This window comes from Nonomuraea sp. K271, from assembly GCF_009908215.1.
In the GTDB taxonomy this organism is placed as follows: Bacteria; Actinomycetota; Actinomycetes; order Streptosporangiales; family Streptosporangiaceae; genus Nonomuraea; species Nonomuraea longispora.
The window spans coordinates 1-23,160 of sequence record NZ_JAAAHR010000023.1 but is presented as its reverse complement, the minus strand read 5'-3'; the positions used below and the strand labels follow the sequence as shown (position 1 = coordinate 23,160).

General features: G+C 69.6%; 18 protein-coding genes. 11 read left to right on the top strand and 7 right to left on the bottom strand.

The features are described 5' to 3' along the window. Position 1 precedes the first annotated feature (1 nt). The 3 genes from GUY59_RS10875 to GUY59_RS10865 are packed head-to-tail and all read left to right on the top strand — an operon-like array spanning position 2 to position 5,571. Positions 2–1,657 carry a 3' terminal RNA ribose 2'-O-methyltransferase Hen1 gene (locus GUY59_RS10875; protein WP_161714481.1) on the top strand — a complete coding sequence of 552 codons (1,656 nt, stop codon included), beginning with the start codon at positions 2–4 and terminating at the stop codon, positions 1,655–1,657. After that, the gene (locus GUY59_RS10870) at positions 1,641–4,115 is read left to right on the top strand and encodes a polynucleotide kinase-phosphatase (protein ID WP_138206035.1); all 2,475 of its coding nucleotides are present in this window, start codon (positions 1,641–1,643) and stop codon (positions 4,113–4,115) included. Before GUY59_RS10875 ends, GUY59_RS10870 begins: the two co-directional genes overlap by 17 nt. A 55-nt stretch (positions 4,116–4,170) precedes the next feature. After that, positions 4,171–5,571 (top strand): sugar porter family MFS transporter, encoded by a 1,401-nt coding sequence (locus GUY59_RS10865; protein ID WP_132328762.1) that lies wholly within the window; start codon positions 4,171–4,173, stop codon positions 5,569–5,571. Between the two features lie 56 nt (positions 5,572–5,627). Here GUY59_RS10865 and GUY59_RS10860 read toward each other — a convergent pair whose 3' ends face one another. Continuing rightward, positions 5,628–6,440, bottom strand: a complete 813-nt coding sequence (locus GUY59_RS10860) for a CAP domain-containing protein (protein WP_161714480.1) — start codon at positions 6,438–6,440, stop codon at positions 5,628–5,630. Positions 6,441–6,946: 506 nt separating this feature from the next. Here GUY59_RS10860 and GUY59_RS10855 point away from each other — a divergent pair. The 6 genes from GUY59_RS10855 (at position 6,947) to GUY59_RS10830 (ending at position 14,902) form a co-directional block, all read left to right on the top strand. After that, entirely contained in the window at positions 6,947–8,704 is a 1,758-nt protein-coding gene (locus GUY59_RS10855; RefSeq protein WP_138206038.1) for an ABC transporter substrate-binding protein, read from the top strand. A 75-nt stretch (positions 8,705–8,779) separates the two neighbouring features. Further along, positions 8,780–9,775 carry an ABC transporter permease gene (locus GUY59_RS10850; RefSeq protein WP_138206039.1) on the top strand — a complete coding sequence of 332 codons (996 nt, stop codon included), beginning with the start codon at positions 8,780–8,782 and terminating at the stop codon, positions 9,773–9,775. Then, the gene (locus tag GUY59_RS10845) at positions 9,772–10,656 is read left to right on the top strand and encodes an ABC transporter permease (RefSeq protein ID WP_138206040.1); all 885 of its coding nucleotides are present in this window, start codon (positions 9,772–9,774) and stop codon (positions 10,654–10,656) included. Before GUY59_RS10850 ends, GUY59_RS10845 begins: the two co-directional genes overlap by 4 nt. Beyond that, positions 10,653–11,594 carry an ABC transporter ATP-binding protein gene (locus GUY59_RS10840; RefSeq protein WP_138206042.1) on the top strand — a complete coding sequence of 314 codons (942 nt, stop codon included), beginning with the start codon at positions 10,653–10,655 and terminating at the stop codon, positions 11,592–11,594. The genes GUY59_RS10845 and GUY59_RS10840 overlap by 4 nt, the downstream gene beginning before the upstream one ends. Continuing rightward, positions 11,594–12,472 (top strand): ABC transporter ATP-binding protein, encoded by an 879-nt coding sequence (locus GUY59_RS10835; RefSeq protein ID WP_138206043.1) that lies wholly within the window; start codon positions 11,594–11,596, stop codon positions 12,470–12,472. Before GUY59_RS10840 ends, GUY59_RS10835 begins: the two co-directional genes overlap by 1 nt. 9 nt (positions 12,473–12,481) lie before the next feature. Beyond that, a complete protein-coding gene (locus GUY59_RS10830; RefSeq protein WP_138206045.1) occupies positions 12,482–14,902 on the top strand; it encodes a glycoside hydrolase family 2 protein in 2,421 nt (806 codons plus the stop codon). Here the strand turns inward: GUY59_RS10830 and GUY59_RS10825 are convergent. The 3 genes from GUY59_RS10825 to GUY59_RS10815 all read right to left on the bottom strand — a co-directional run bounded on the left by GUY59_RS10825 (position 14,866) and on the right by GUY59_RS10815 (position 17,225). After that, positions 14,866–15,813 carry an NAD-dependent epimerase/dehydratase family protein gene (locus GUY59_RS10825; RefSeq protein WP_138206046.1) on the bottom strand — a complete coding sequence of 316 codons (948 nt, stop codon included), beginning with the start codon at positions 15,811–15,813 and terminating at the stop codon, positions 14,866–14,868. The two genes, GUY59_RS10830 and GUY59_RS10825, sit on opposite strands and share 37 nt — an antisense overlap. 153 nt (positions 15,814–15,966) lie before the next feature. Then, on the bottom strand, positions 15,967–16,443 hold the full coding sequence (locus GUY59_RS10820; RefSeq protein ID WP_138206048.1) for a DUF1707 SHOCT-like domain-containing protein: 477 nt from the start codon (positions 16,441–16,443) through the stop codon (positions 15,967–15,969). A 56-nt stretch (positions 16,444–16,499) separates the two neighbouring features. Beyond that, positions 16,500–17,225, bottom strand: a complete 726-nt coding sequence (locus GUY59_RS10815; protein WP_138206050.1) for a PadR family transcriptional regulator — start codon at positions 17,223–17,225, stop codon at positions 16,500–16,502. Positions 17,226–17,535: 310 nt separating this feature from the next. Between GUY59_RS10815 and GUY59_RS10810 the strand changes: the two genes are divergently transcribed. After that, positions 17,536–18,264 carry a metal-dependent hydrolase gene (locus tag GUY59_RS10810; protein ID WP_132328740.1) on the top strand — a complete coding sequence of 243 codons (729 nt, stop codon included), beginning with the start codon at positions 17,536–17,538 and terminating at the stop codon, positions 18,262–18,264. A 233-nt stretch (positions 18,265–18,497) separates the two neighbouring features. Next, positions 18,498–21,227, top strand: a complete 2,730-nt coding sequence (gene acnA / locus GUY59_RS10805) for an aconitate hydratase AcnA (RefSeq protein WP_138206052.1) — start codon at positions 18,498–18,500, stop codon at positions 21,225–21,227. Positions 21,228–21,499: 272 nt separating this feature from the next. Here the strand turns inward: acnA and GUY59_RS10800 are convergent, their stop codons facing one another. The 3 genes from GUY59_RS10800 to GUY59_RS10790 form a co-directional block, all read right to left on the bottom strand. Continuing rightward, on the bottom strand, positions 21,500–22,267 hold the full coding sequence (locus GUY59_RS10800) for a neutral zinc metallopeptidase (protein WP_138206054.1): 768 nt from the start codon (positions 22,265–22,267) through the stop codon (positions 21,500–21,502). Positions 22,268–22,350: 83 nt separating this feature from the next. Further along, the gene (locus tag GUY59_RS10795) at positions 22,351–22,683 is read right to left on the bottom strand and encodes a type II toxin-antitoxin system PemK/MazF family toxin (RefSeq protein ID WP_138206056.1); all 333 of its coding nucleotides are present in this window, start codon (positions 22,681–22,683) and stop codon (positions 22,351–22,353) included. Beyond that, positions 22,664–22,894 (bottom strand): hypothetical protein, encoded by a 231-nt coding sequence (locus GUY59_RS10790; protein ID WP_138206058.1) that lies wholly within the window; start codon positions 22,892–22,894, stop codon positions 22,664–22,666. Before GUY59_RS10790 ends, GUY59_RS10795 begins: the two co-directional genes overlap by 20 nt. Positions 22,895–23,160 lie beyond the last annotated feature (266 nt).

The window sequence follows — 23,160 nt, the reverse complement described above, 5'->3', positions numbered from 1 at the left end:
GGTGCTGTTGACGATCACCACCACCGCGAGGCCCGCCACCGATCTCGGCTTCCTCCTGCACAAGCATCCCGAGCGCGTGCAGGAGTTCGGCCAGTCGTTCGGCACGGCCACGGTGTTCTACCCCGAGGCCGGCGGCGAACGCTGCACCGCGGCGCTCATGCTCGAGGTCGACCCGATCGCGCTGGCCAGGTCGCGGGGCAAGGGCTCGCCCGACTTCAGCCTGTCGCAGTACGTCAACGACCGCCCCTACGCCGCCTCCTCGCTGCTGGCCGTGGCGCTGGCCGACGTGTTCCGCACCGCGCGGGCCGGCCGGTGCGGGGCCAGGCCCGAACTGCCCGGCACGGCGCTGCCGCTGGAGCTGCGGCTGCCGGCGCTGCCCTGCCGGGGCGGGCCCGACCTCGCGCGGCGGTTGTTCGAGCCGCTCGGCTGGGAGGTGGCCGCGCAGCCGATCGTGCTCGACGCCGGCTTCCCCGAGTGGGGGGAGTCGCGCTACGTACGGCTGACCCTGAGCGGGTCCGCCCGCCTGGCCGACGCGCTCAACCACCTGTACGTGCTGCTGCCGGTGCTCGACGACGGCAAGCACTACTGGATCGCGCCCGACGAGGTCGACAAGCTGATCAGGGCCGGGGAGGGCTGGCTCCACGGGCACCCGGAGCGCGGCCTCATCACCCGGCGCTACCTGGGGCGGCGCTCCACGCTGACCCGCACCGCGCTGGCGCGCCTGGCCGAGCTGGGCGACGAGACCGAGGAGCAGCTGGAGCCCGCGGTCGAAGAGGACGCGCCCGCCGGGATCAACGCCGCCGACGAGGCCGCCACCGAGGCCGCCACCGAGGCCGCCACCGAGGCCGCCACCGAGGCCGCCACCGAGGCCCCGGCCGCCGAGGGCCGGGACGCCCGGCCACAGACCGGCGTCGACGCGGCGCAGGACGCGGTACCGGAGGAAAGCGCGGCGCAGGACGCCGTACCGGCGGAGGGTGCGGCGCAGGACGACGTCCCGCAGGAGGGGCCGGGCGCCGAGGAGCCCGGGGGCGCGGGCGGCGTGCCCAAGGGCAGGCCCCTCAGTGCGCGGCGGCGCGAGGCCGTGCTGGCCAGGCTGGAACAGCTCGGCGCCGCCAGCGTGATCGACCTCGGATGCGGCCACGGCGAGCTGGTCGGCGCGCTGCTGGCCCGCCCCCGGTTCGCCAAGGTCGGCGGCATGGACGTCTCGTCGATGGCCCTCACCATCGCGGCCCGCAAGCTGCGCCTCGACCGCATGCCCGACAGCAGGCGCGCCCGGCTCACCCTGTTCCAGGGCGCGCTCACCTACACCGACAAGCGGCTGTCCGGCTACGACGCCGCCGTGCTCATGGAGGTGATCGAGCATGTCGACCCGCCCCGGCTGGCCGCGCTCGAACGGGTGGTGTTCGCCCACGCCAGACCGGCCCACGTGCTCGTCACCACGCCCAACATCGAGCACAACGTCCGCTACGAGTTCCTGACCGGGCTGCGCCACCCCGACCACCGCTTCGAGTGGACCCGCGCCGAGTTCGCCGCCTGGGCCACCCGGGTGGCGGGGGAGCACGGCTACCAGGTCGGGTTCGAACCGGTCGGCGACGACGACCCCGAGGTCGGCCCGCCCACCCAGATGGGAGTGTTCACCCGTGATCAGCGTTCCTGAGCTCTCCCTCGTGGTGCTCGTCGGCGTCTCCGGCAGCGGCAAGTCGACGTTCGCGGCCCGGCATTTCGCGCCCACCCAAGTCATCTCCTCCGACTTCTGCCGCGGCCTGGTCGCCGACGACGAGAACGACCAGTCGGCCACCCCGGCCGCGTTCGACCTGCTGCACCACATCGTCGGCGTGCGCCTGTCCAGGGGGCTGTTGACCGTCGTCGACGCCACCAACGTCCAGTACGCCGCCCGCAGGAGCCTCATCGACCTGGCCCGGCAGCACGACGTGCTGGCCGACGCGATCGTGCTCGACGTGCCGGAGGAGGTGGCCATCGAGCGCAACGCCTCCCGCCCCGACCGTGACTTCGGCCCCGGCGTGGTGATCAGGCAGCGTAAGGACCTGCGCCGCTCGCTCGGCAAGATCTCGCGCGACGGCTTCAGGAAGGTCCACGTGCTGCGCGGCCTCGACGAGATCGAGGCCGCCACGATCGGCTACGAGAAGGCGTGGTCGGACAAGACGGAGCTGACCGGGCCGTTCGACATCATCGGCGACGTCCACGGTTGCCGCTCGGAGCTGGAGACCCTGCTGGGCGAGCTAGGCTGGGTGCGCGGCCCGCAGGGGTACGCGCACCCCGGGGGCCGAACGGCCGTGTTCGTCGGCGACCTGGTGGACCGCGGGCCCGACACGCCGGGCGTGCTGAGCCTGGTCATGGACATGGTCGAAGCGGGCACCGCGATCTGCGTGATGGGCAACCACGAGCAGAAGCTGGTGCGCGCGCTGAACGGGCGCAAGGTCAAGGTCGCCCACGGCCTGCAGGAGTCGCTGGACCAGCTTGCCGCGCAGCCGCCCGGGTTCGCCGAGCGGGCCAAGACGTTCATGGACGGCCTGCTCAGCCACTACCGCCTCGACGGCGGCCGGCTCGTCGTCGCGCACGCGGGCCTGAAGGAGGCCTACCACGGCCGCGCCTCGGGCCGGGTGCGCGCGTTCGCCCTGTACGGCGACACGACCGGTGAGACCGACGAGTACGGCCTGCCGGTCCGCTACCCGTGGGCCGACGACTATCGGGGCCGGGCCATGGTGGTCTACGGCCACACGCCAACGGTCAGCCCCGAGTGGGTGAACAACACCATCTGCCTCGACACGGGCTGCGTGTTCGGTGGCCACCTGACGGCGCTGCGCTACCCGGAACGCGAGATCGTCCAGGTCCCGGCAGAGAAGGTGTGGTACGAACCGACGAAGCCGCTCGGCGCCGCTCACGTACGCGATCCCGGCATGCTCGACATCAACGACGTGATCGGCACCCGGCACGTCGAGACCAGGTTCGGTCCCCGGGTCAAGGTCATGGAGGAGAACGCGGCCGCCGCGCTGGAGGTCATGAGCCGGTTCGCGGTCGACCCGCGCTGGCTGGTCTACCTGCCGCCCACCATGGCGCCGCCGGAGACCTCCACGCTGGACGGCTACCTGGAGCACCCGCACGAGGCGTTCGAGGAGTTCGCCGCCGCCGGGGTGTGTGAGGTCGTGTGCGAGGAGAAGCACATGGGCTCGCGGGCCGTCGCCGTGCTGGCCAGGACGGCGGAGGTGGCGGCGGCCCGCTTCGGCGTGACCGACGGTGGCGCGGGCGCGGTCTTCACGCGTACGGGCCGGCCGTTCTTCGCCGACACCGAGCCCCTGGTGACCCGGTTGCGCGAGGCGTGCGAGCCGCTCTGGGCGGAGCTGGGCTCCGACTGGGTGGTGCTCGACTGCGAGCTGCTGCCCTGGTCGGCGAAGGCGGGCGAGCTCATCAGGTCGCAGTACGCCTCCGTCGGAGCGGCCGCCCGTGCCGCGCTGCCCGAGGCGGTGGCGGCCCTGGAGGCGGCGGCCGGTCGCGGGCTGGAGGTGCACGGCCTGCTCGACCGCACCCGGCGCCGCTCCGGCAACGCCGCCCTGTTCCGCGACGCGTACGCGCGTTACTGCTGGCCGGTCGACGGGCTGGAGGGCATCAAGGTGGCACCGTTCCAGATCCTGGCCTGCGAGGGGAGGGCCACGGCGCTGGAGCCGCACGCCTGGCATCTGTCCACGCTGGGGCTGCTCGACTCCCCGCTGATCGCCAGGACCGAGCATGTCTTCGTGACGCTCGACTCGCCCGAGTCCAGGGCCGCGGCCACCGCGTGGTGGGAGTCGATGACGGCGACGGGCGGCGAGGGCATGGTGGTCAAGCCGGCCGTCCACACGCCGGGCCGGGTGCAGCCGGGGGTCAAGGTGCGAGGGCGCGAATACCTGCGGATCATCTACGGCCCCGACTACACGGAGTCGCTCGACGTGCTGCGCAGGCGCTTCCTCGGCAAGAAGCGCTCGCTGGCGCTGCGCGAGTACGCGCTGGGGCTGGAGGCGCTGTCGCGGCTGGCCGACGGCGAGCCGGGATGGCGTGTCCACGAGCCGGTCTTCGCCGTGCTGGCTCTGGAGTCGGAGCCGGTCGACCCTCGCCTGTGACGGGCATACGTCGGTGATCTGCGGGTAGTTCCCCGGGCCCGGGGGAAGGACCTGCATGGCTACTCAGCGCACCCATCAAGAGCATCTGAGCCACGTCGTGTTCATCACGGCGGCGGCGGCCGTGGGCGGGTTCCTGTTCGGTTACGACAGTTCGGTCATCAACGGCGCGGTCGTGGGGATCCAGAACCACTTCCGCGTCGGGGCGTTCGAGATCGGGTTCGTGGTGGCGATCGCGCTGCTGGGCTCGGCCGTGGGCGCCTGGATGGGCGGCCGGCTGGCCGACCGGCTGGGACGCACCCGGTCCATGCAGGTGGCGGCGGTGTTGTTCGCTATCAGTTCGATCGGGCAGATGCTGCCGTTCACCGTCTGGGACCTCGGGTTCTGGCGGATCGCCGCGGGGTTCGCCATCGGCATGGCGTCGGTGCTCGGTCCCGCGTACATCGCCGAGGTGGCCCCGGCCGCCTACCGCGGGCGGCTGGGCTCGTTCCAGCAACTCGCCATCGTGCTCGGCATCGCGGTCTCGCAGCTGGTCAACTATGTGATCGCCAGCATCGCCGGCGGCAACGTCAACTATCATCTCGGGCCGCTGCAGGCCTGGCAGTGGATGCTCGGGGCGTGCGTCGTACCCGCCCTGCTCTACCTGCTGTTCGCCCTGACCATCCCGGAGTCGCCGCGTTATCTGATCATGTCGGGACGGAGCAGGAAGGCCCGCGAGGTGCTGGCCGAGGTCGAGGGCGACGACGTCGACCTCGACGCGCGGGTGGCGGAGATCCAGCACGTGCTGCGCACCGAGAAGGTGCCGGGGCTGAAGGACCTGCGCGGGCCCACGCTCGGGCTGCTGTCGATCGTCTGGATCGGCATCATCCTGTCGGCCTTCCAGCAGTTGGTCGGCATCAACGTGATCTTCTACTACTCGTCCGTGTTGTGGCAGTCGGTCGGGATCAACCAGTCCGACTCGCTGCTGATCAGCTTCTCCAGCTCGATCATCAACATCATCGGCACCTTCATCGCGATCTCGCTGGTCGACAAGATCGGCCGCCGGCCGCTGCTCATGATCGGCTCGGCCGGGATGGCGATCTCGCTCGCCACCGCGGCGTGGGCGTTCAGCGCGGCGCGGCTGGTGGAGGGGGAGGTGTCCCTGCCCAACCCGCAAGGGGCGATCGCCCTCGTGGCGGCGAACGTGTTCGTGCTGTTCTTCGCGCTGTCCTGGGGCGTGGTGGTCTGGGTGCTGCTCGGTGAGATGTTCCCCAACCGCATCCGCGCCGCCGCCCTGGGCGTCGCCGCCGGGGCGCAGTGGATCGCCAACTGGCTGATCACGGTGTCGTTCCCGGCGCTGTCGGAGTGGAACCTGTCGCTCACGTACGCCGCGTACGCGCTGTTCGCCGTGCTCTCCTTCCTGTTCGTCGCCAAGTGGGTCAAGGAGACCAAGGGCCGCAAGCTGGAAGAGATGGGCTGAGACGGCGTGGCCGGGGCAGGCGACCCCGGCCACGTCCGTGTTCGCCGGCGGGGGAATCACTTCGTGACGAAGTCCTGGGTCCAGTAGATCCGGCCCTGGCCGTCCTTCTTCGCGCCGACACCGATGAGGTTGTACCGGCAGTTCATGATGTTGGCCCGGTGGCCGGAACTGTTCATCCAGGCCCGCACCACGGACGCGGCGGAGGGCTGGCCCCAGGCGACGTTCTCGCCCCACGCCCTGAACCCGGTCAGGCCCACCGCCTCGATGCGCTGCTGGAGGTCGGGGCGGCCGGGGAGCTTGTGCGCCATCTTGCCCTGCTCGGCCATGTCGGATGAGTGGCCGAAGGCGGCGGCACGGAGTTTCTGGTCGTGCCTGAGCGGCTCGCAGCCGCCCTTGGCGCGTTCGGCGTTGGTCAGCCTGACGACCTCGTTCTCCACGGTCGTGCCCACGGAGCCGGAGGACGGGGGCGGTGTCGACGGTCTGGAGGTGGCGTCGCCCGGGGAGCAGGTCAGCTTCGCGGCCTTGGACGTGACGGTGTGGCCGCGGTAGTCGGTGGCGAAGGCGTAATAGGTGCCCGGACGGCAGCCCGCCTTCAGGGTGATGCGGCCGTCCCTGGTCGCGCCGCTCTTGACGACCGGATCCCGGCCCGGCACGGCGCGCTTGATGCGGATGCGGAGGAGCGCGGGGCCGGAGCACCCGCGGCGCACGGCGAACGCCGTGATCTTCTGTGCCTCGCTGTCGAGCCGGGGCTTGGCCACGCTCACCCGGCACGCGGCCTCGGATGCGGTGGCGGCCTGCGCCGTGCCGAGCGGCGCGCCCAGCGCCGCCACGGTCACGAGACCGGCGAGTACCCCAAGGGGTCTACGCATAAGGGTGTGCCTCCAGTTGCGATGGACGCTGGATGGGACCGCATTCTGGCGGGAAAGCGACCGATTTGTCATCGAATCGCGATAAATGCAGGTAAACCGGGGTGGCTCCAGGGACGTCGGTGGCGATCACGTATCCCTGTGGAAGGAGTGCCCGGCCGGGCCGCCGGTTGAACCGGTTAGGCCATGGCCGCCGGCAGCGGCGCATCGTCCCTGGACGCGTACGGCTCCGCAGGCAAACGGCTTCCGGAGCCACGTCTCGAAAGCGTCACGGCCCTTGACGTAAGCGTCACCAGGAATTTACGTTCGCGGTACTTATCCGGTTCAGCGGGCCTTGACGCCCTATGACTCATGAAGAAGTGATCGCTCACCGGCCGACGGGCGGAAGCGCGCTCGCCTTACCTATGGGAGCGCTCCCAAGGGTTGCGGCCCCGTCCGCGGCCGGCTCGTCGGGGTGTCCAGCAGACGTGCGAACCTTCGCGCCTGAGCGCGGAGGAAGGAGAGAAGCGATGCGTATCCGGGCTCGGATCCTCATCCCGCTCGTGGCGGCCGGCCTGCTGGCCACGGCCTGCACCGGCGGCGGATCCACGCCGAACCCCCCGGCCACACAGCCGCAGGGCCAGGCCGGCGCGGCCAGCGCCGACCCCGATCAGCTGCCGCGCAACGAGACCCTGTACACGACCGGCACGCAATGGGGTCCGCCACTGAACTACAACCCCATCCGGGAGTGGGACTCCGCTGTTGGCACCAAGGGCCTGGTGTACGAGACGCTGTTCCACTACGACACCAACGCGGCCAAGCTGGTCCCGTGGCTGGCCGAGAGCGGCTCCTGGACCGACGAAACCACCTTCGAGCTCAAGCTCCGTGAGGGCGTCAAGTGGTCCGACGGCCAGCCGTTCAGCGCCAAGGACGTCGTCTACACCTTCGAGCTCGGCAAGATGGAGACGATCCCCTTCCACAACCTCTGGAACTGGCTGGAGAGCGTCAAGGCCACCGACGACCGGACGGTGACGTTCACCTTCTCCAAGGCGAACTACCAGGAGTGGGACTACATGCTCTACAGCCGGGCCATGGTCCCCGAGCACGTCTGGAAGGACCGCTCGGAGAAGGAGGTGCTCGACGGCACCAACGACAACCCGGTCGCGACGGGCGCGTACACGTTCATGAGCAAGGACCAGGACCGCGTGGTCCTGCAGCGGCGTGACGACTGGTGGGGCAAGGGGGCACTCAACCTGGACCCCAAGCCCCGCTACATCGTCGACATCGCCACGCCCAGCAACGAGGTCGCGATGGGCATGCTGCTGCAGAAGGGCCTCGACCTCAGCAACAACTTCCTGCCCGGCGTGGCCAACCTGGTGCAGGGCAACTTCGGCCTGACCACCTACTACAAAGAGCCTCCGTTCATGTTGTCGGCCAACACCGCCTGGCTGGTGCCCAACACCACGAAGAAGCCGATGGACGACCCCGCCTTCCGCAAGGCGCTGGCCTCGTCGATCGACGTCAAGAAGATCGTGGAAAGCGTGTACGGCAACCTCGTCAAGGCGTCGAGCCCGACCGGCCTGCTCCCGCAGTGGGACACGTACGTGGACAAGAACGTGGTCTCCTCCTCCGGCTTCGCCTTCGACACCGGCAAGGCCAAGAAGCTGCTGGCCGACGCCGGCTACAAGGACGGCGACGGCGACGGGTTCGTGGAGAACAAGGACGGCTCCAAGATCAGCCTGACGCTCATCGTGCCGTCGGGCTGGACCGACTGGATGGAGTCGGCCCGGTCGATCGCGGCCAGCGCCAAGACCGCCGGCATCCAGATCACGCCCGACTTCCCCGACTTCAACGCCCTGGTGGAGAAGCGCACCGAGGGCGACTTCGACCTCCTCCTCAACAACGAGCGCCAACTGTCCAACTCGCCGTACACCTACTACGAGTACATGTTCCAGCTGCCGGTCAGGAAGCAGCAGAACACGGTCAACTTCGCCCGCTACGAGAACGAGAAGGCCTGGGACCTCGTGCAGCAGCTCGACCAGGTCAGGACCGACGACACCGCCGGCATGCAGAAGATCATCTCGCAGCTCCAGCAGATCCACTTCGACGACATGCCGATCATCCCGCTCTGGTACAACGGCCTGTGGGCGCAGCACAGCACCAGCGTGTGGAAGAACTGGCCGTCCGCGGAGGGCAACGCACCCAAGACCGGCGCCGTCATGTGGCGTAACTGGTTCGAGCTGGGCGGCTTCGAGACGCTCACCCAGCTCCAGCCCGCCGGCTCCTGACCTCTGACCGTCCGCCCCTCCGCCCCGCTCGCGGCACAGTCCGCCAGGGGCGGAGGGCCCTTTCGGAGAACACGCGTGCGTCGTTACTTCAGCAGGAAACTCCTCATCTACGGATTGACCTTCTTCGTCGCCGTCACGGTCAACTGGCTGATCCCGCGCTTCATGCCGGGTGATCCGGTGGCGAGCATGGTGGCGCGGGCGAACGTCGCCCAGCCCGAGGCCGTCGAGGCGATGCGGGCCTACTACAACGACCTGTTCGGCTTCGACCAGCCGCTCTGGCAGCAGTACGTGAACTTCTGGGGCGCCATGTTCCAGGGCGACTTCGGGATCAGCATCTGGTTGTTCCCGACCCCGGTCAGCACCGTGATCAACGGGGCGGTGCCGTACACGCTGGGTCTGATCATCCCGTCGGTGCTGCTCAGCTGGGTCGTGGGCAACCGGTTCGGCGCCTACGCCGCCCGGCGCAAGCTGCTCGACAACACCGTGCTGCCCGTCGGCTACGTGCTGACGGCCATGCCGTACATGTGGCTGGCGGTGCTGCTGGCCTGGGCGCTCGGCGTGATCGCCGGCCTCTTCCCCGTCGCCGGCGGCTACAGCTTCTCGATGCGGCCCAACTGGTCGTGGACCTTCGCGCTGGACCTGCTGCACCACTGGACGCTGCCGTTCCTGTCGCTGTTCCTGGTGGCGCTGGGCGGCTGGGCCATCGGCATGCGCAACATGATCATCTATGAGCTGGAGTCCGACTACTCCAACTACCTGGCGGCGCTCGGCGCGCCCGCCCGGCTCATCCGCAGGTACGCCTTCCGCAACGCCGTCCTGCCCCAGATCACCGGCCTGGCCCTGCAACTGGGCGTGCTCGTGGCGGGAGCGCTCGTCACCGAGATCGTCTTCGCCTACCCGGGGCTCGGCAGCCTGATTCTCAAGGCGATCCAGAACCAGGACTTCTTCCTGCTCCAGGGCACGTTCCTGTTCATCGTGCTCGGCGTGCTGATCGCCAACTTCATCATCGACATCGTCTATGTCGTGGTCGATCCGCGGACCAGGGCGGGAATGGCGGGTGCGCAGGCATGACGACCCTTCAGGAGAGCGAGCCGCGCGAGCGCGAGGGGGTGCGCCGCGAGGCGCTGCACTTCGCGGTGCGCAACGCCAAGCTGGTGACCGGGTTCGGCATCGTGGTCGTCCTGCTCGTGCTGGGCATGGTCGGGCCGCTGCTGGCGGGCGGCACACCCAACGACTACGGCACCCGCCCCATGAGCCCGCCCTCGGCCGAGCACTGGCTCGGCACCACCACGTTCGGCCAGGACATCTTCCTGCAGTTCGTGCACGGGCTGCGCGCCACCTTCCTCGTGGGCGTCATCGGCGGCGGCATCGCGGCGGTCATCGGCATGCTCGTGGGATTCGTGGCCGGCTACCGGGGCGGCGCGGTCGACGAGGTGCTCAACATGCTGACCAACGTCATCCTCGTCATCCCCACGCTGGCCGTGCTGCTGATCATCAACGCCTACCTGGGCATCCGGAGCGTGGCCGTGCAGGGCCTGTTCATCGGCCTGACGCAGTGGCCGTGGGCGGCGCGGGCGATCAGGGCGCAGACGTTCTCGCTGCGCACCCGCGAGTTCGTGGACCTGGCGCGGATGAGCGGAGCGGGCACCTGGCGCATCATCTCCAGGGAGATCGCGCCCAACATGAGCTCCTACCTGTTCATGACGTTCATCCTGCTGTTCGGCGGCGCGATCCTCATCGCCTCCTCGCTCGACTTCATCGGCCTCGGCCCGACCGAGGGCGTCTCGCTCGGCCTGATGTTGCAGAACGCCAACCAGTGGAGCGCGCTCCAGCTCGGCATGTGGTGGTGGTTCGTGCCGCCGGGAGCCGGCATCACGGCGATCGTCGGCGCCCTGTACGTCGCCAACGTCGGGCTCGACGAGGTCTTCAACCCGAAACTGAGGGAGACATGAGTCTGCAGGTCAGCGAGCTGAAGGTCTACTACAGGACGCTCAAGGGCGAGGTGCGCGCGCTCGACGGCATGACCTTCGAGCTCGGCGACGGCGAGATCCTCGGCCTGGTCGGCGAGTCCGGCTGCGGCAAGAGCACGCTGGGCAAGAGCCTCATCCGCATGGACGGCCGCATGCGCCACGTCGGCGGCACGGTCGTGCTCGACGATCGGGAACTGCCGATCGGCGACGACCGCGCGATGAACGACTTCCGCTTCCGCGAGGTCTCCCTCATCCCGCAGTACGCCATGAGCGCGCTCAACCCGACCCGCAAGCTGCGCAGAATGGTCACCGAACTGCTCAGGTCGAGAGGCGCGGAGGTGGACACCGCCGAGCTGGAGCGCCGGATGGACCAGGTCGGACTGCCCCGCGAGGTGCTCGACCGCTACCCGATCGAGCTGTCGGGCGGCATGAAGCAGCGCATGGTCATGGTGATCTCCACGCTGCTCGACCCGTCGCTGCTGATCGCCGACGAGGTCACCTCGGCCCTCGACGTCTCCACGCAGAAGGCCGTCGCCCGCGCCCTGCTCGGCTTCCGCGAGAGCGGCTACGTCAAGAGCATGATCTTCGTCACGCACGACATCGCGCTCACGCACCACATCGCCGACACGATCATGGTCATGTACGCGGGCAGGCTCGCCGAGAAGGCGCCGGCCGACGTGATCGTCAAGGCGCCCCGCCACCCGTACACGAAACTGCTGCTCGACTCCCTGCCCGAGGTCGGCGTGCGGCACGCCGACCGCAGGCTGGAGGGCATCCCCGGCAGCCCGCCCTCGCTGCTCGACCCGCCGGCCGGCTGCCGCTTCCGCGCCCGCTGCCCGATCGCGGGAGACGAGTGCGCGCAGGACCCGCCGGTGGCCGAGCTCGCCCCCGACCACCACGTCGCTTGCTGGAAGGCCTGATGCTCAGACTCGACGACGTCACCAAGGAATTCAGGATCGGCGCCTTCGGCGGCAAGAGCGTCACGGCCGTACGGGAGGTGAGCTTCGAGGTCGCCCCCGGCGAGGTCGTCTCGCTGATCGGGGAGAGCGGCAGCGGCAAGAGCACGATCGGCCGGATGATCCTCGGCCTGAACCCGGTCACCCGCGGCTCGATCACCTTCGACGGGCGGCCCGTGCGGGCGGACAAGGAGTACTACCGCCACATCCAGGGCATCTTCCAGGACCCGTTCAGCTCGTTCAACCCGGTGTTCAAGGCCGACCGCGTCTACAACATGATCAAGGAGACGTACTACCCGGCCGTCTCCGAACCCGAGTGGGAGGAGCGCGTCGAGGCGGCGCTGCGCGACGTGCGGCTCAACCCCGGCCAGGTGCTCGGCAAATATCCCCACCAGCTGAGCGGCGGCCAGCTGCAGCGCCTGCTCATCGCCCGCGCGCTGCTGCTGGACATCAAGCTGCTGGTCGCCGACGAGATCACCAGCATGCTCGACGCCTCCACCCGCATCGACGTGCTCAACCTGCTGGCCGAGCTGAAGACCAGGGGGCTGGGCGTGCTCTACATCACGCACGACCTGTCACTCGGCACCTACCTCGCCGAGCGCACTATGGTGCTGCGCCGGGGGAGCATCGTGGAGATGGGGCTGACCGGCAGCGTCTTCGGCGACCCGCTGCACCCCTACACGCGCGAGCTGCTGTCCGCCGTGCCGCGCCTCAACCAGGCCTGGGACGACGCCACGCCGGTGGACTCCTGCGCCTACCACGAGCGCGGGGCCACCGGCGCCCTGATCGAGGTCGAGCCGGGGCACTTCGTGGCGTGCGCCCGGCTGGACACCTGCCCCTAGGAGTTGCCTGTGAGCTCGTACCGTCCGCTGCACGACGGCTGGATCCTGTCGGCCGTCCCGGGGGGACCGGCGGACGTGCCCGCCCCTGTCACTGCGGGCAGCGTGCCCGCGACCGTGCCCGGGTGTGTGCACACCGACCTGCTCGCCGCCGGTCTCATCGACGACCCCTACCTTGACGACAACGAGCGACGGCAGGCCTGGATCGGGCGCACGGCCTGGGTCTACCGGACCTCCTTCGCCTGGTCGCCGGACGAGCACGAGCGCACCGACGTGGTGTGCGAGGGCCTCGACACGGTCGCCACCGTCGAGCTCAACGGGGTGCGGCTCGCGGCCACGGCCAACGAGCACCGCTCCTACCGCTTCCCGGTACGCCACCTGCTGCGCGACGGCGACAACACCCTCACCGTGCGCTTCGACTCGGCCTATGACTACGCCGAGGAACGCAGGGCGGCGCTCGGCGAGCGGCCCGCCTCCTACGCGGAGCCGTACATGTTCGTCAGGAAGGCCGCCTGCAACTTCGGCTGGGACTGGGGGCCGACCGTGGTCACCGCCGGGATCAGCCGCCCGATCGGGCTGGAGAGCTGGAGCGGCGCCCGTCTGGCCGAGGTGCGGCCGATCGCGCACGCAGACGGCCGGGTGGAGGTGCACGTACGGGTCGAGCGGGTCACCGAGGCGCCGGTCACCGTGACCGCCGAGGTCGCGGGGGTGAGCGCCGAGCAGCACGTCGGCGGGCGCGCGGCCGTGCTGGCGCTGCGGGTGCCCGACCCGGAGCCGTGGTGGCCCCGGGGGTACGGCGGACAGCCTCTCTACGACCTGACCGTGCGCCTCGGCCCGCAGGAGTGGCGCGGCCGGATCGGCTTCCGCTCGGTCGAGCTGGACCGGGAGGCGTTCGGGATCCGGGTGAACGGGGTGCCCGTCTTCGTCAGGGGCGTCAACTGGATCCCCGACGACTGCTTCGCCCCCCGGATCACCCGGGAGCGCCTGGCCGAGCGGTTCGGCCAGGCCACCGCCGCCGGGGTCAACCTGCTGCGCGTCTGGGGCGGCGGCCGGTACGAGAGCGACGCCTTCTACGACCTGGCCGACGAGCTGGGCCTGCTCGTCTGGCAGGACTTCCCGTTCGCCTGCGCCGCCTACCCGGAGGAGGAGCCGTTCCGCTCCGAGGTCGAGGCCGAGGCCAGGCAGAACGTCGCCAGGCTCGCCCCGCACCCCAGCCTGGTGCTGTGGTGCGGCAACAACGAGAACCTGGAGGGCCACGCCGACTGGGGCTGGCAGGAGCGGCTGGAGGGCCGCAGCTGGGGCGCAGGGTTCTACTACGACCTGCTGCCGTCGATCGTGGCCGAGCTCGACCCCGCCCGCCCGTACTGGCCGGGCAGCCCCTACTCCGGCGCGCCCGGCCTGCCCCCGAACGACCCGTCCGCCGGGACGGTTCACATCTGGGACGTGTGGAACCGCGAGGACTACACCCGCTACGCCGCCTACCGGCCCCGCTTCGTGGCCGAGTTCGGCTTCCAGGGGCCGCCGGCGTACGCCACCGTGCGCCGCGCCTCCTCCGGCGAGCCGCTGACGCCCGGCTCCTCCCACCAGAAGGCCGACGACGGGCAGGGCAAGCTGCTGCGCGGGCTGCGCGAGCACCTGCCGGCGCCGGAGACGTTCGACGACTGGCACTACCTGACCCAGCTCAACCAGGCGCGGGCCATGGCGTTCGGGATCGAGCGCTTCCGTGCCCTCATGCCGTACTGCATGGGGACGATCGTCTGGCAGCTCAACGACTGCTGGCCGGTCACCTCCTGGTCGGCGGTCGACGGCGACGGACGGCTCAAACCTCTCTGGTACGCGCTGCGCCGCGCCTACGCCGACCGGCTGCTCAGCGTCCAGGACGGCGCGCTGGCCGTGGTGAACGACAGCGGCGAGCCGTGGTCGGGCGACCTGCGCTTCGTACGGCGGCGGCTGACGGGCGAGCCGCTGGCCAAGGAGGTCGTGGCGGTCCGGGCCGCGCCGAGGTCCGTGCTCAGGGTGGCCTTGCCCGGCTCCGTCGTGACCCCTGGCGACTCGGCGCGCGAGCTGCTCACGGCCGAGCTGGACACGGTCCGCACCACCTACTGCTACGCCGAGGACACCGCCATGGCATTCTCCGAGGCCGTCTACGACGCCCGCGCGGAACGTGTGCCCGGCGGTTACCGGGTGACGGTCACCGCCGGCAGCGTGCTGCGCGAGCTGGCGCTCTTCCCCGACCGGCTAGACCCGGGCGCGGTCGTGGACGACCAGCTCGTCACGCTGCTGCCGGGGGAGAGGGCGGTCTTCCACGTCACCACGGAACGGGAGCTGGACACCGGCGCGCTGACCCGCTTCCCCGTGCTGCGCTGCGTCAACGAGCGCGCCTCCGCGGGCCGGGCTCAGTGCTCGTTGCCGGCGCGCAGCCAGGTGATGTAGTCGGCGGCGGCGCGCTCGACGTCGTAGGCGGGCCGGAAGCCGGTGTCCCGCTGGAGCCGGGTGATGTCGAGGTGGGTCCGCGGGCCGCTCCCGCCGGTGGGCAGGCCGATCCGGGCGTCGGGGACGGCCTTCCTGATCGCCGCGATGACCTCGGCGTTGGACGTCGCGCGCCCGGACGCCACGTTGTAGGTGCGGTGGTTCAGCCGGTCGGCGAGCTGGAGGAGCGCGATGGCCCGGGCCGTGTCCCTCACGTAGCACAGGTCGATCGAGTCCTCCGCGTGCGCCGGCGCGGGGAGAGCCGACAGGTCGGGCTCGGTCCCGCGGGCGGCGGCGTGGACGAGTTCGGGGGCCGCGAAGAACAGCGCCCCATGGGGGTCGCGCGGTCCCCAGGTGGCCGAGATGCGGTAGTTGACGACCTCGACACCGGTGGCGTCGGCCAGGTGCCCGCCGAGCAGCTCACCGATCTTCTTGAAGGCCGGGATCGGGTGGAACGACGTCATGGGCAGGGGCATGTCCTCATGGAGCGCGCCCTGATCCGTCAGGCCGGAGTAGACGCCGATCGTGCTGGCGACGCCCACGCGCCGCACTCCCCAGTCGCGGGCGGCCTGCATGACGTTGAGCAGGCCGCCGAGCGCCTTGCGGGTGGCCTCGACGGGCCGGTCGGGATCGGGCGGCCACGGCATGGACCCGGCGAGGTGCACGATGCCGGTGACCTCGTGGCGTTCGCCGACGTCGAGCAGAGTGGGCAGGTCGGTGATGTCGGCCTGCTCCACCGCCACCTTCGCGCCGGCGAGGTAGGCGGGCGGCTCGGTCTTGCTCCGCTGGACCAGCACGCATTTCTCGCCCATGTCGACGAGCGCCTGGACGGTGTGAGAGCCGATGAACCCGAGACCGCCGGTTACCAGAATCATGTCGGGACTCCCGTCTGAAGCCCGCGGGCCGCGCACAGGTGCACGCGCCGCGGCGGGCTCCGTGATAAACGGATCGTTGTTCCGAAAGATACGGATCAGTGTTCCGTTTGTCAACGGGCCGCCGGACGGGTCATGGCCTCGGCGGTGGGGTGATCAGCGGCGGTGCTGGCGCCGGCGGCGGGCCATGCTGACGACCACGGCCACGACCCACACCACGAGCAGCACCTTGAAGATGCCGAACCCGCCGAAGAACAGCCCCGCCATCATGGCCACGAACAGCAGGGGCACGATCGGGTGCGGGCCGCGGTGGCGCCGCCAGGAGTGCTGGTGGGACCATTGCCGGCGCAGGTCGCGGTGCGCGTGGCGCATCTCCTGCATCTGCCGGCGATGCGCGTGCATCGCCGTCCGCCAGTCGTCCATGCCGGGCTGCGGCGTCGGAGCGTGATGGCCGGGGCCGGGGAGGTCGGCCGTGATGCCCGCCAGGTCGCGGGCCGTCTTGGCGGCCAGCGTACGATCGATGCGCTCGTCGAGCTCCTCGTGGGTCAGGCGGCCCTCGGCGAAGTGCTCACGCAGGGCGGCCATCGTCTGCTCGCGCTCGGCGTCGCCGATGCGGAGATCGTTGCGGTCCATGTGCGGCTCCTCGCTGTCTCTGAGCCGGCCGTCGCGTGCGCCGGCCGTCCGCGTCGTCATTCCTCGCCCGGCTCGTCGTCGGCCAGTATCTGGTAGAGCTTGCGCCGGGTCTCCACCAAAGTCTTACGCGCTTCGCGGATCTGTGCGTCGTTGCCGGTCTGCAGGATCTGCATCATGGCGAACGCCGACTGCCGCGCGATGTGCCAGAGGTCGGCGGTGTTGTCGTCGATGTCGGGGCGCATCTCGTCCCAAGGGGCCCTGACCTCGTCGGCGTGCGTTTCGACGTAGGCGCTGCCCTGCTCGGTGAGACGGTAGGCCTTGCGGCCCTCGTGCTCCTCCGAGATCACCAGGCCCTCGTCGGTGAGCTGCTGCAACGCCGGGTAAACGGCGCCGGGGCTGGGCTTCCAGCCGCCCTCGCTGCGCTCGGCGATCTCCTGGATGATCTGGTAGCCGTTGCGCGGCTCCTCGGAGAGCAGGGCCAGGATCGCGGCGCGCACGTCGCCCCGCTTCGCCTTGCGGCCCCTGCCGCCCCAGCCGCGGTGCCCGCCGCTCCATGGGCCGCCGAAGGGGCCGCCGGGGCCGCTCCACGGGCCGCGCCCGAAGTCGAACGGGAACCCGGGGCCGCCCCTCCTGCCGCGGTGGTGGTGCTCGTGCGGGCCGCGGTGGTGGTGGCCGCCCAACTGGTCGAACGCGTCGGTCATGGCCCTGAAGGCCTCGCGGGCCGCGCGCTTGTACGCGTGTGCGCCCGGCCAGGGGCCGTCCGCTGCCTGCGCTGAACTCATTTCTCCCCCTATATCGCGATCTGTTCTCGATGAGTCAAAGATATATCGATGAAATGACGTTCGGCAAGTCACGAAAGGGTGTGAGCCACATCACGAAAAAGTTGCGGAATCTGGGAACAGTCCGGGGGAGGCGGGCGTTGTTCACAGCAGACGAGGTCGTTCCGCGTCGGCAGGGCTGGGGGGTGCTGTCGCCGCGGAGACGACCTCGTCTGCGTTTGCGGGTGCTTTCTCCTCGGGGCAACGCCCTGGTGGCCCGGTCGCACGGCATGCCTCGCCGCGTAAAGAAGGTCTTTGCCGTACAGTCCGGATCATGATGGGGCACACGCATGCGATGACCGGGGCCATCGCCTGGCTGGGGCTGGCGCCGCCCCTTGCCGCACTGCCGCTGCTGAACGAGTCCACCCGGTTCGTGGAGACCGGGATCATGGCCACCGCGCTCAGTCCCTCCGAACTGATCGCCGGCGCCATCATCTGCGCGGGCGCCGCGATGTTGCCCGACCTCGACCATCCGAGCGCGACGATCGCTCAGACGTTCGGGCCGCTGACCTGGGCTCTCAGCAAATGCGTGTCCTGGCTCGGCGGCGGCCACCGCGGCGCCACCCACTCGCTCATCTTCGCCGTGGCCATCGGTCTCGGGGCGCACTGGCTGGCCAACACCTATCCCATCGGGCGCGACGTCATGGTCGTGCTGCTCATCGGCCTGGCGCTGCGCGCCATCGGCGTCGGCATCCCCGGGAACAAGCTCGGCTCGGCCATGATCAACATCGGCATGACCGCCGGGCTCTACGCCGTCTTCCTCTCCCTCGAAGTGGGGTACGCCTGGCTCGGGCTGGCCGTCGCGGTCGGAAGTTTCACCCATGTCGTCGGCGACTGCATGACCGAACGCGGCTGCCCCGTGTTGTGGCCGCTCGGGACGAAGTTCCTGTTGCCATGGAAGATCGGCATCAAAACGGGCAGGAAGTTCGAGCAGAAGATCCTCGCGCCGGTCCTGTCCGTGGCCATCATCGGTCTGCTGTACTGGCGCCTGGTGCCCGTTTAACTTGATGTCGAGATACTTTTCCAGATATCTTGATATCGAGACACCTGCCGCACGGCCGCGACTTAGGCGTACCTAACGTGCTTACTCGTCCGCGCGTGCGGCAGGATTTGGGGAGTGAACCCGACGCAGCGAACGGAGTGGAGACCCGACGCAGGAGGGGTTCCGCGAAGTGAGTGAGGAGCGGGGAGCCACCCGCAAGCCTGAAAGATGTCTGATGGAGGAGGCGAACCACCGTGTCCGCGAACAGCTTCGGCAGCCGTGACACGCTACGCGTCGGCGACGCGTCATACGAGATCTTCCGGCTGGACGCCGTCGAGGGCGCCGCACGCCTCCCGTACAGTCTGAAGATCCTGCTGGAAAACCTCCTCCGCACCGAGGACGGCGCCAACATCACCGCCGACCACATTCGCGCGCTCGGAGGATGGGATCCGAAGGCGGCGCCGAGCGTGGAGATCCAGTTCACGCCCGCGCGCGTCATCATGCAGGACTTCACGGGCGTGCCGTGCGTGGTCGACCTGGCCACGATGCGCGAGGCCGTGCGCGATCTCGGCGGCGACCCGTCCAGGATCAATCCGCTCGCGCCCGCCGAGATGGTCATCGACCACTCGGTCATCGTCGACTACTTCGGGCACCCTGACGCCTTCCAGCGCAACGTCGAGCGCGAGTACGAGCGCAACCACGAGCGTTACCAGTTCCTGCGCTGGGGTCAGACCGCCTTCGACGAGTTCAAGGTGGTGCCGCCCGGCACGGGCATCGTCCACCAGGTCAACATCGAGCACCTGGCCCGCGTGGTCATGACCCGCGACGGCAAGGCCTACCCCGACACCTGTGTCGGCACCGACTCCCACACCACGATGGAGAACGGCATCGGCGTCCTGGGCTGGGGCGTGGGCGGCATCGAGGCCGAGGCCGCGATGCTCGGCCAGCCGATCTCGATGCTGATCCCGCGCGTGGTCGGCTTCAAGCTCAACGGCAAGCTGCCCGCCGGCGCGACGGCCACCGACCTGGTCCTGACGATCACCGAGATGCTGCGCAAGCACGGCGTGGTCGGCAAGTTCGTCGAGTTCTACGGTGAGGGCGTCGCGTCCGTGCCGCTGGCCGACCGGGCCACGATCGGCAACATGAGCCCCGAGTTCGGCTCCACCTGCGCGATCTTCCCGATCGACGGTCAGACCATCGACTACCTCCGCCTGACCGGGCGCTCGGAGGAGCAGATCGCCCTCGTGGAGGCGTACGCCAAGGCCCAGGGCCTCTGGCTCGACCCGTCCGCGCCCGAGCCCGTCTTCTCCGAGTACATCGAGCTCGACCTCGCCACGGTCGTGCCGTCCATCGCCGGCCCCAAGCGCCCGCAGGACCGCATCGCCCTGTCGGCCGCGAAGGAGACCTGGCGTCACGACGTCGAGAACTACGTGGAGGACGGCGTCGACGAGGCGTCCAAGGAGTCCTTCCCGGCCAGCGACTCGCCGGCCTCCAACTCCACGGCCAACGGCGGCCGGCCGCACAAGCCGGTGCCGGTCACGCTGGCCGACGGCACCACGTTCGAGATCGACCACGGCATCGTCTCGATCGCCGCGATCACCTCGTGCACCAACACCTCCAACCCGTACGTCATGCTCGGCGCGGCGCTGCTGGCCCGCAACGCCGTGGAGAAGGGCCTGACCCGCAAGCCGTGGGTCAAGACCTCGCTGGCCCCCGGGTCGCAGGTCGTCACCGGCTACTTCGAGCGTTCGGGGCTCCAGCCGTACCTCGACAAGATCGGTTTCAACCTCGTCGGCTACGGCTGCACCACCTGCATCGGCAACTCGGGGCCGCTCCTGCCGGAGATCTCGGAGGCCGTGCAGGCCAACGACCTGGCCGTCACCGCCGTGTTGTCGGGCAACCGTAACTTCGAGGGCCGCATCAACCCCGACGTCAAGATGAACTACCTGGCCTCGCCGCCGCTGGTGGTGGCGTACGCGCTGGCCGGGACCATGGACCTCGACCTCGAGACCGAGCCGCTCGGCCTCGGCAGTGACGGCGAGCCGGTCTACCTGCGCGACATCTGGCCCGCGCCGGACGAGATCGCGGCGGTGGTCAACTCCTCGATCGGGCGCGACATGTTCGAGCGCGACTACGCCGACGTCTTCAAGGGCGACGATCTCTGGCGCTCGCTGCCGATCCCGACCGGCGACACTTTCGAGTGGGACCCTGACTCGACCTACGTCCGCAAGGCCCCCTACTTCGACGGCATGCCGGAGAAGCCGGAGCCGGTGGCGGACATCACCGGAGCCCGCGTGCTGGTCAAGGTCGGCGACTCGGTCACCACCGACCACATCTCGCCCGCCGGCTCCATCAAGGTGGGCACCCCCGCGGCCCAGTACCTGAAGGCCCACGGGGTCGAGGTGAAGGACTTCAACTCCTACGGCTCGCGTCGTGGCAACCACGAGGTGATGATCAGGGGCACGTTCGCCAACATCCGCCTGCGCAACCAGATCGCCCCCGGCACCGAGGGCGGCTACACCCGCGACTTCACCCAGCCCGACGGCCCGGTGTCGTTCATCTACGACGCCTCGGTCAACTACGCGGCCCAGGGAACGCCGCTGGTGGTGCTGGCGGGCAAGGAATACGGCTCCGGCTCCTCGCGTGACTGGGCGGCCAAGGGAACGGCGCTGCTGGGCGTCCGCGCGGTCATCGCCGAGTCTTACGAGCGCATCCACCGCTCCAACCTCATCGGCATGGGCGTGCTCCCGCTGCAGTTCCCCGAGGGCGCCTCGGCGGAGAGCCTCGGCCTTACGGGAGAGGAGACGTTCGACCTCACGGGCGTCGAGGAGCTCAACAAGGGCGGCATCCCGCGGACGGTGCACGTCAAGGCCGGCGACGTCGAGTTCGACGCGGTGGTGCGCATCGACACGCCGGGCGAGGCCGACTACTACCGGCACGGCGGCATCATGCAGTACGTTCTGCGCTCGCTGCTGGCCAAGTGAACGTCCCGAACTCCCGGCCGGTCAAGAGCCGGCCGGGAGTGACGGAGCCCGGCTCGTCGCCGGGGTTGGGCGCGATCCTCACGCGCCCGCTTCGGGGGAACCACCCGACACCCTGAGAGCCGCCCGGCGGAACACCCTCCGCCGGGCGGCTTCTCGTTTTCCCAGGCCGCCTTCCGCCGGGGATCACGGAGCTGGTGGCGGTCGATCCCGTCTCGTCGCAGGCCGGCGTCCCACCCGCCGCGGTCTCACCGAACAGGTCACTGGGCTCGCAGTCAGGCGACTCTGGCGGCGGGTGCGGACCAGGTGTCGCAGGCGGAGGGGGAGACGGCGCCGTAGCCGCGTTTGAGCCAGTAGGCCCGGCTGGATCCCTTGCCGTGGGTGCGGTGGCCGTCATCGTCGTCGCCGCTCGCCCGGGTCGCGTCGAGCAGCGCCGCCCAGTCGTGCTCCGAGCGATCCAGGGAGCGCCAGACGCTGCCCAGGAACACTCCGGACAGGCAGTCGGCCTGGAGCTCGTAGCGGCGCTTCAACCGGTCCGTGTGCGTACCGCGTGCCCTGGCCTCGTAGGAGCGGCGGATGCCGAGCAGGCTCTGGAGGTGGTGACCGTACTCGTGGGCGGCCACCTTGAACGGGAACAGGTCGGTCCTGTTCTCGATCCACCGGCCGGTCAGCGGGAAGACCACGGTGGCGCGCTGGGTGCAGTAGAAGGCGTCGGCGTGCGCGGGCCAGCGCATCCCGCACACGGTGCTCGCCGGCTCCTCGAAGTAGCGGACGAGGGGCTTGCGGAACGTACGCCCTGCCCGCTCAACATACGCACCCCACGATTTGTCCAGACATTTCACGACCGTCTGGAGGTACTCCCGGGTGCGGGGGACGCCGCCGGAGACGATCGGGGTCTCGGGGCATGAGGTCGTGGACAGCTTGCCCGCCTTCTTGGGGAACGGGCTGCGTACGGGTGCCGCCTGCGCGGGCGGGGCGGTCAGGCAGACGGACGCCAGAACCACGGCGAGAGTCAGGACACGCGTCAACGGGAGAGATCGCACGATCGCCAGCTTATTGATCAGCAAAGTGTGGCACGATGAGAGAGCCACCCGGCGAAGCTCTTTTTCGCCGGGCGGCGAATCTCCTAGAGCATGCGTTTGAGCACGGTGACCGCTTCCTCGACGACCTCCTCGGGGGCGGTGCCGACGAAGAAGTCGAACCTGTCCGGCGAGATGGCGCGGATTTGCTCGATCATCGCCCAGCTTGTCTTGGCCAACCCGGTGCCGTCACGGCCTATCCGGACATGGGTGAGATATCCGCGCTCCCGGGTGGTCAGAGGCACGGCAAAGACGAGCCCGAGCCTCGACTGGTTGAGCTTGTCGTTGCTGACGATCAGAGAGGGACGGTCGAAACCCTGCTCGCGACCGGTCGGACTGCTGAACCTAGTGAACCAGATATCACCTTGCGTCAGTTTCATCTTTCTCCTCGGGAAATGTGAGTAGACCCTCCCATTCGGGCGCGATCCGGCGGGAGCGGGGGCGTGGACCCAGCACCTGTTCGCGTTCGGTCAGGTAGGCGGCCCAGCCTTCTGGGTCTTCGCGCTGCGTCTGCTCGACCTGCTCGTTCACGGTCTGCCAGAACTGCTTCTGCTCGTAGTCGGCGATGGCGTTGTGCAGCACCTCGGTCATGGTTCGACCCTCCTGGCGGGCGATTCGGGCTAGGCGGTCTCGGGTTGTGACGCTGACGCGTATCGTGGTCGCGGCTTTAGACTTCATGCTCATACTCCAGAGGCTACGTCTGCGTCGTGGAAAAGAATACACAAGCCGGTCACCCTCGGCGCAGGAATGGCAACAGAGAGTAAAGATGGTTGACTCTCCTGCATGACTGATGCGGCATTGCTGCTCATCGTGGGTGGACTGGCGGTTCTTGCGGGCGCGATCGTGCAGGGTGGGGT

Coding starts and splice junctions, on each gene's coding strand:
- GUY59_RS10865 (WP_132328762.1), top strand. CDS start 4,171: ATGGCTACTCAGCGCACCCATCAAGAGCATCTGAGCCACGTCGTGTTC.
- GUY59_RS10860 (WP_161714480.1), bottom strand. CDS start 6,440: ATGCGTAGACCCCTTGGGGTACTCGCCGGTCTCGTGACCGTGGCGGCG.
- GUY59_RS10855 (WP_138206038.1), top strand. CDS start 6,947: ATGCGTATCCGGGCTCGGATCCTCATCCCGCTCGTGGCGGCCGGCCTG.
- GUY59_RS10845 (WP_138206040.1), top strand. CDS start 9,772: ATGACGACCCTTCAGGAGAGCGAGCCGCGCGAGCGCGAGGGGGTGCGC.
- GUY59_RS10840 (WP_138206042.1), top strand. CDS start 10,653: ATGAGTCTGCAGGTCAGCGAGCTGAAGGTCTACTACAGGACGCTCAAG.
- GUY59_RS10835 (WP_138206043.1), top strand. CDS start 11,594: ATGCTCAGACTCGACGACGTCACCAAGGAATTCAGGATCGGCGCCTTC.
- GUY59_RS10825 (WP_138206046.1), bottom strand. CDS start 15,813: ATGATTCTGGTAACCGGCGGTCTCGGGTTCATCGGCTCTCACACCGTC.
- GUY59_RS10820 (WP_138206048.1), bottom strand. CDS start 16,443: ATGGACCGCAACGATCTCCGCATCGGCGACGCCGAGCGCGAGCAGACG.
- GUY59_RS10815 (WP_138206050.1), bottom strand. CDS start 17,225: ATGAGTTCAGCGCAGGCAGCGGACGGCCCCTGGCCGGGCGCACACGCG.
- GUY59_RS10810 (WP_132328740.1), top strand. CDS start 17,536: ATGATGGGGCACACGCATGCGATGACCGGGGCCATCGCCTGGCTGGGG.
- GUY59_RS10795 (WP_138206056.1), bottom strand. CDS start 22,683: ATGAAACTGACGCAAGGTGATATCTGGTTCACTAGGTTCAGCAGTCCG.
- GUY59_RS10790 (WP_138206058.1), bottom strand. CDS start 22,894: ATGACCGAGGTGCTGCACAACGCCATCGCCGACTACGAGCAGAAGCAG.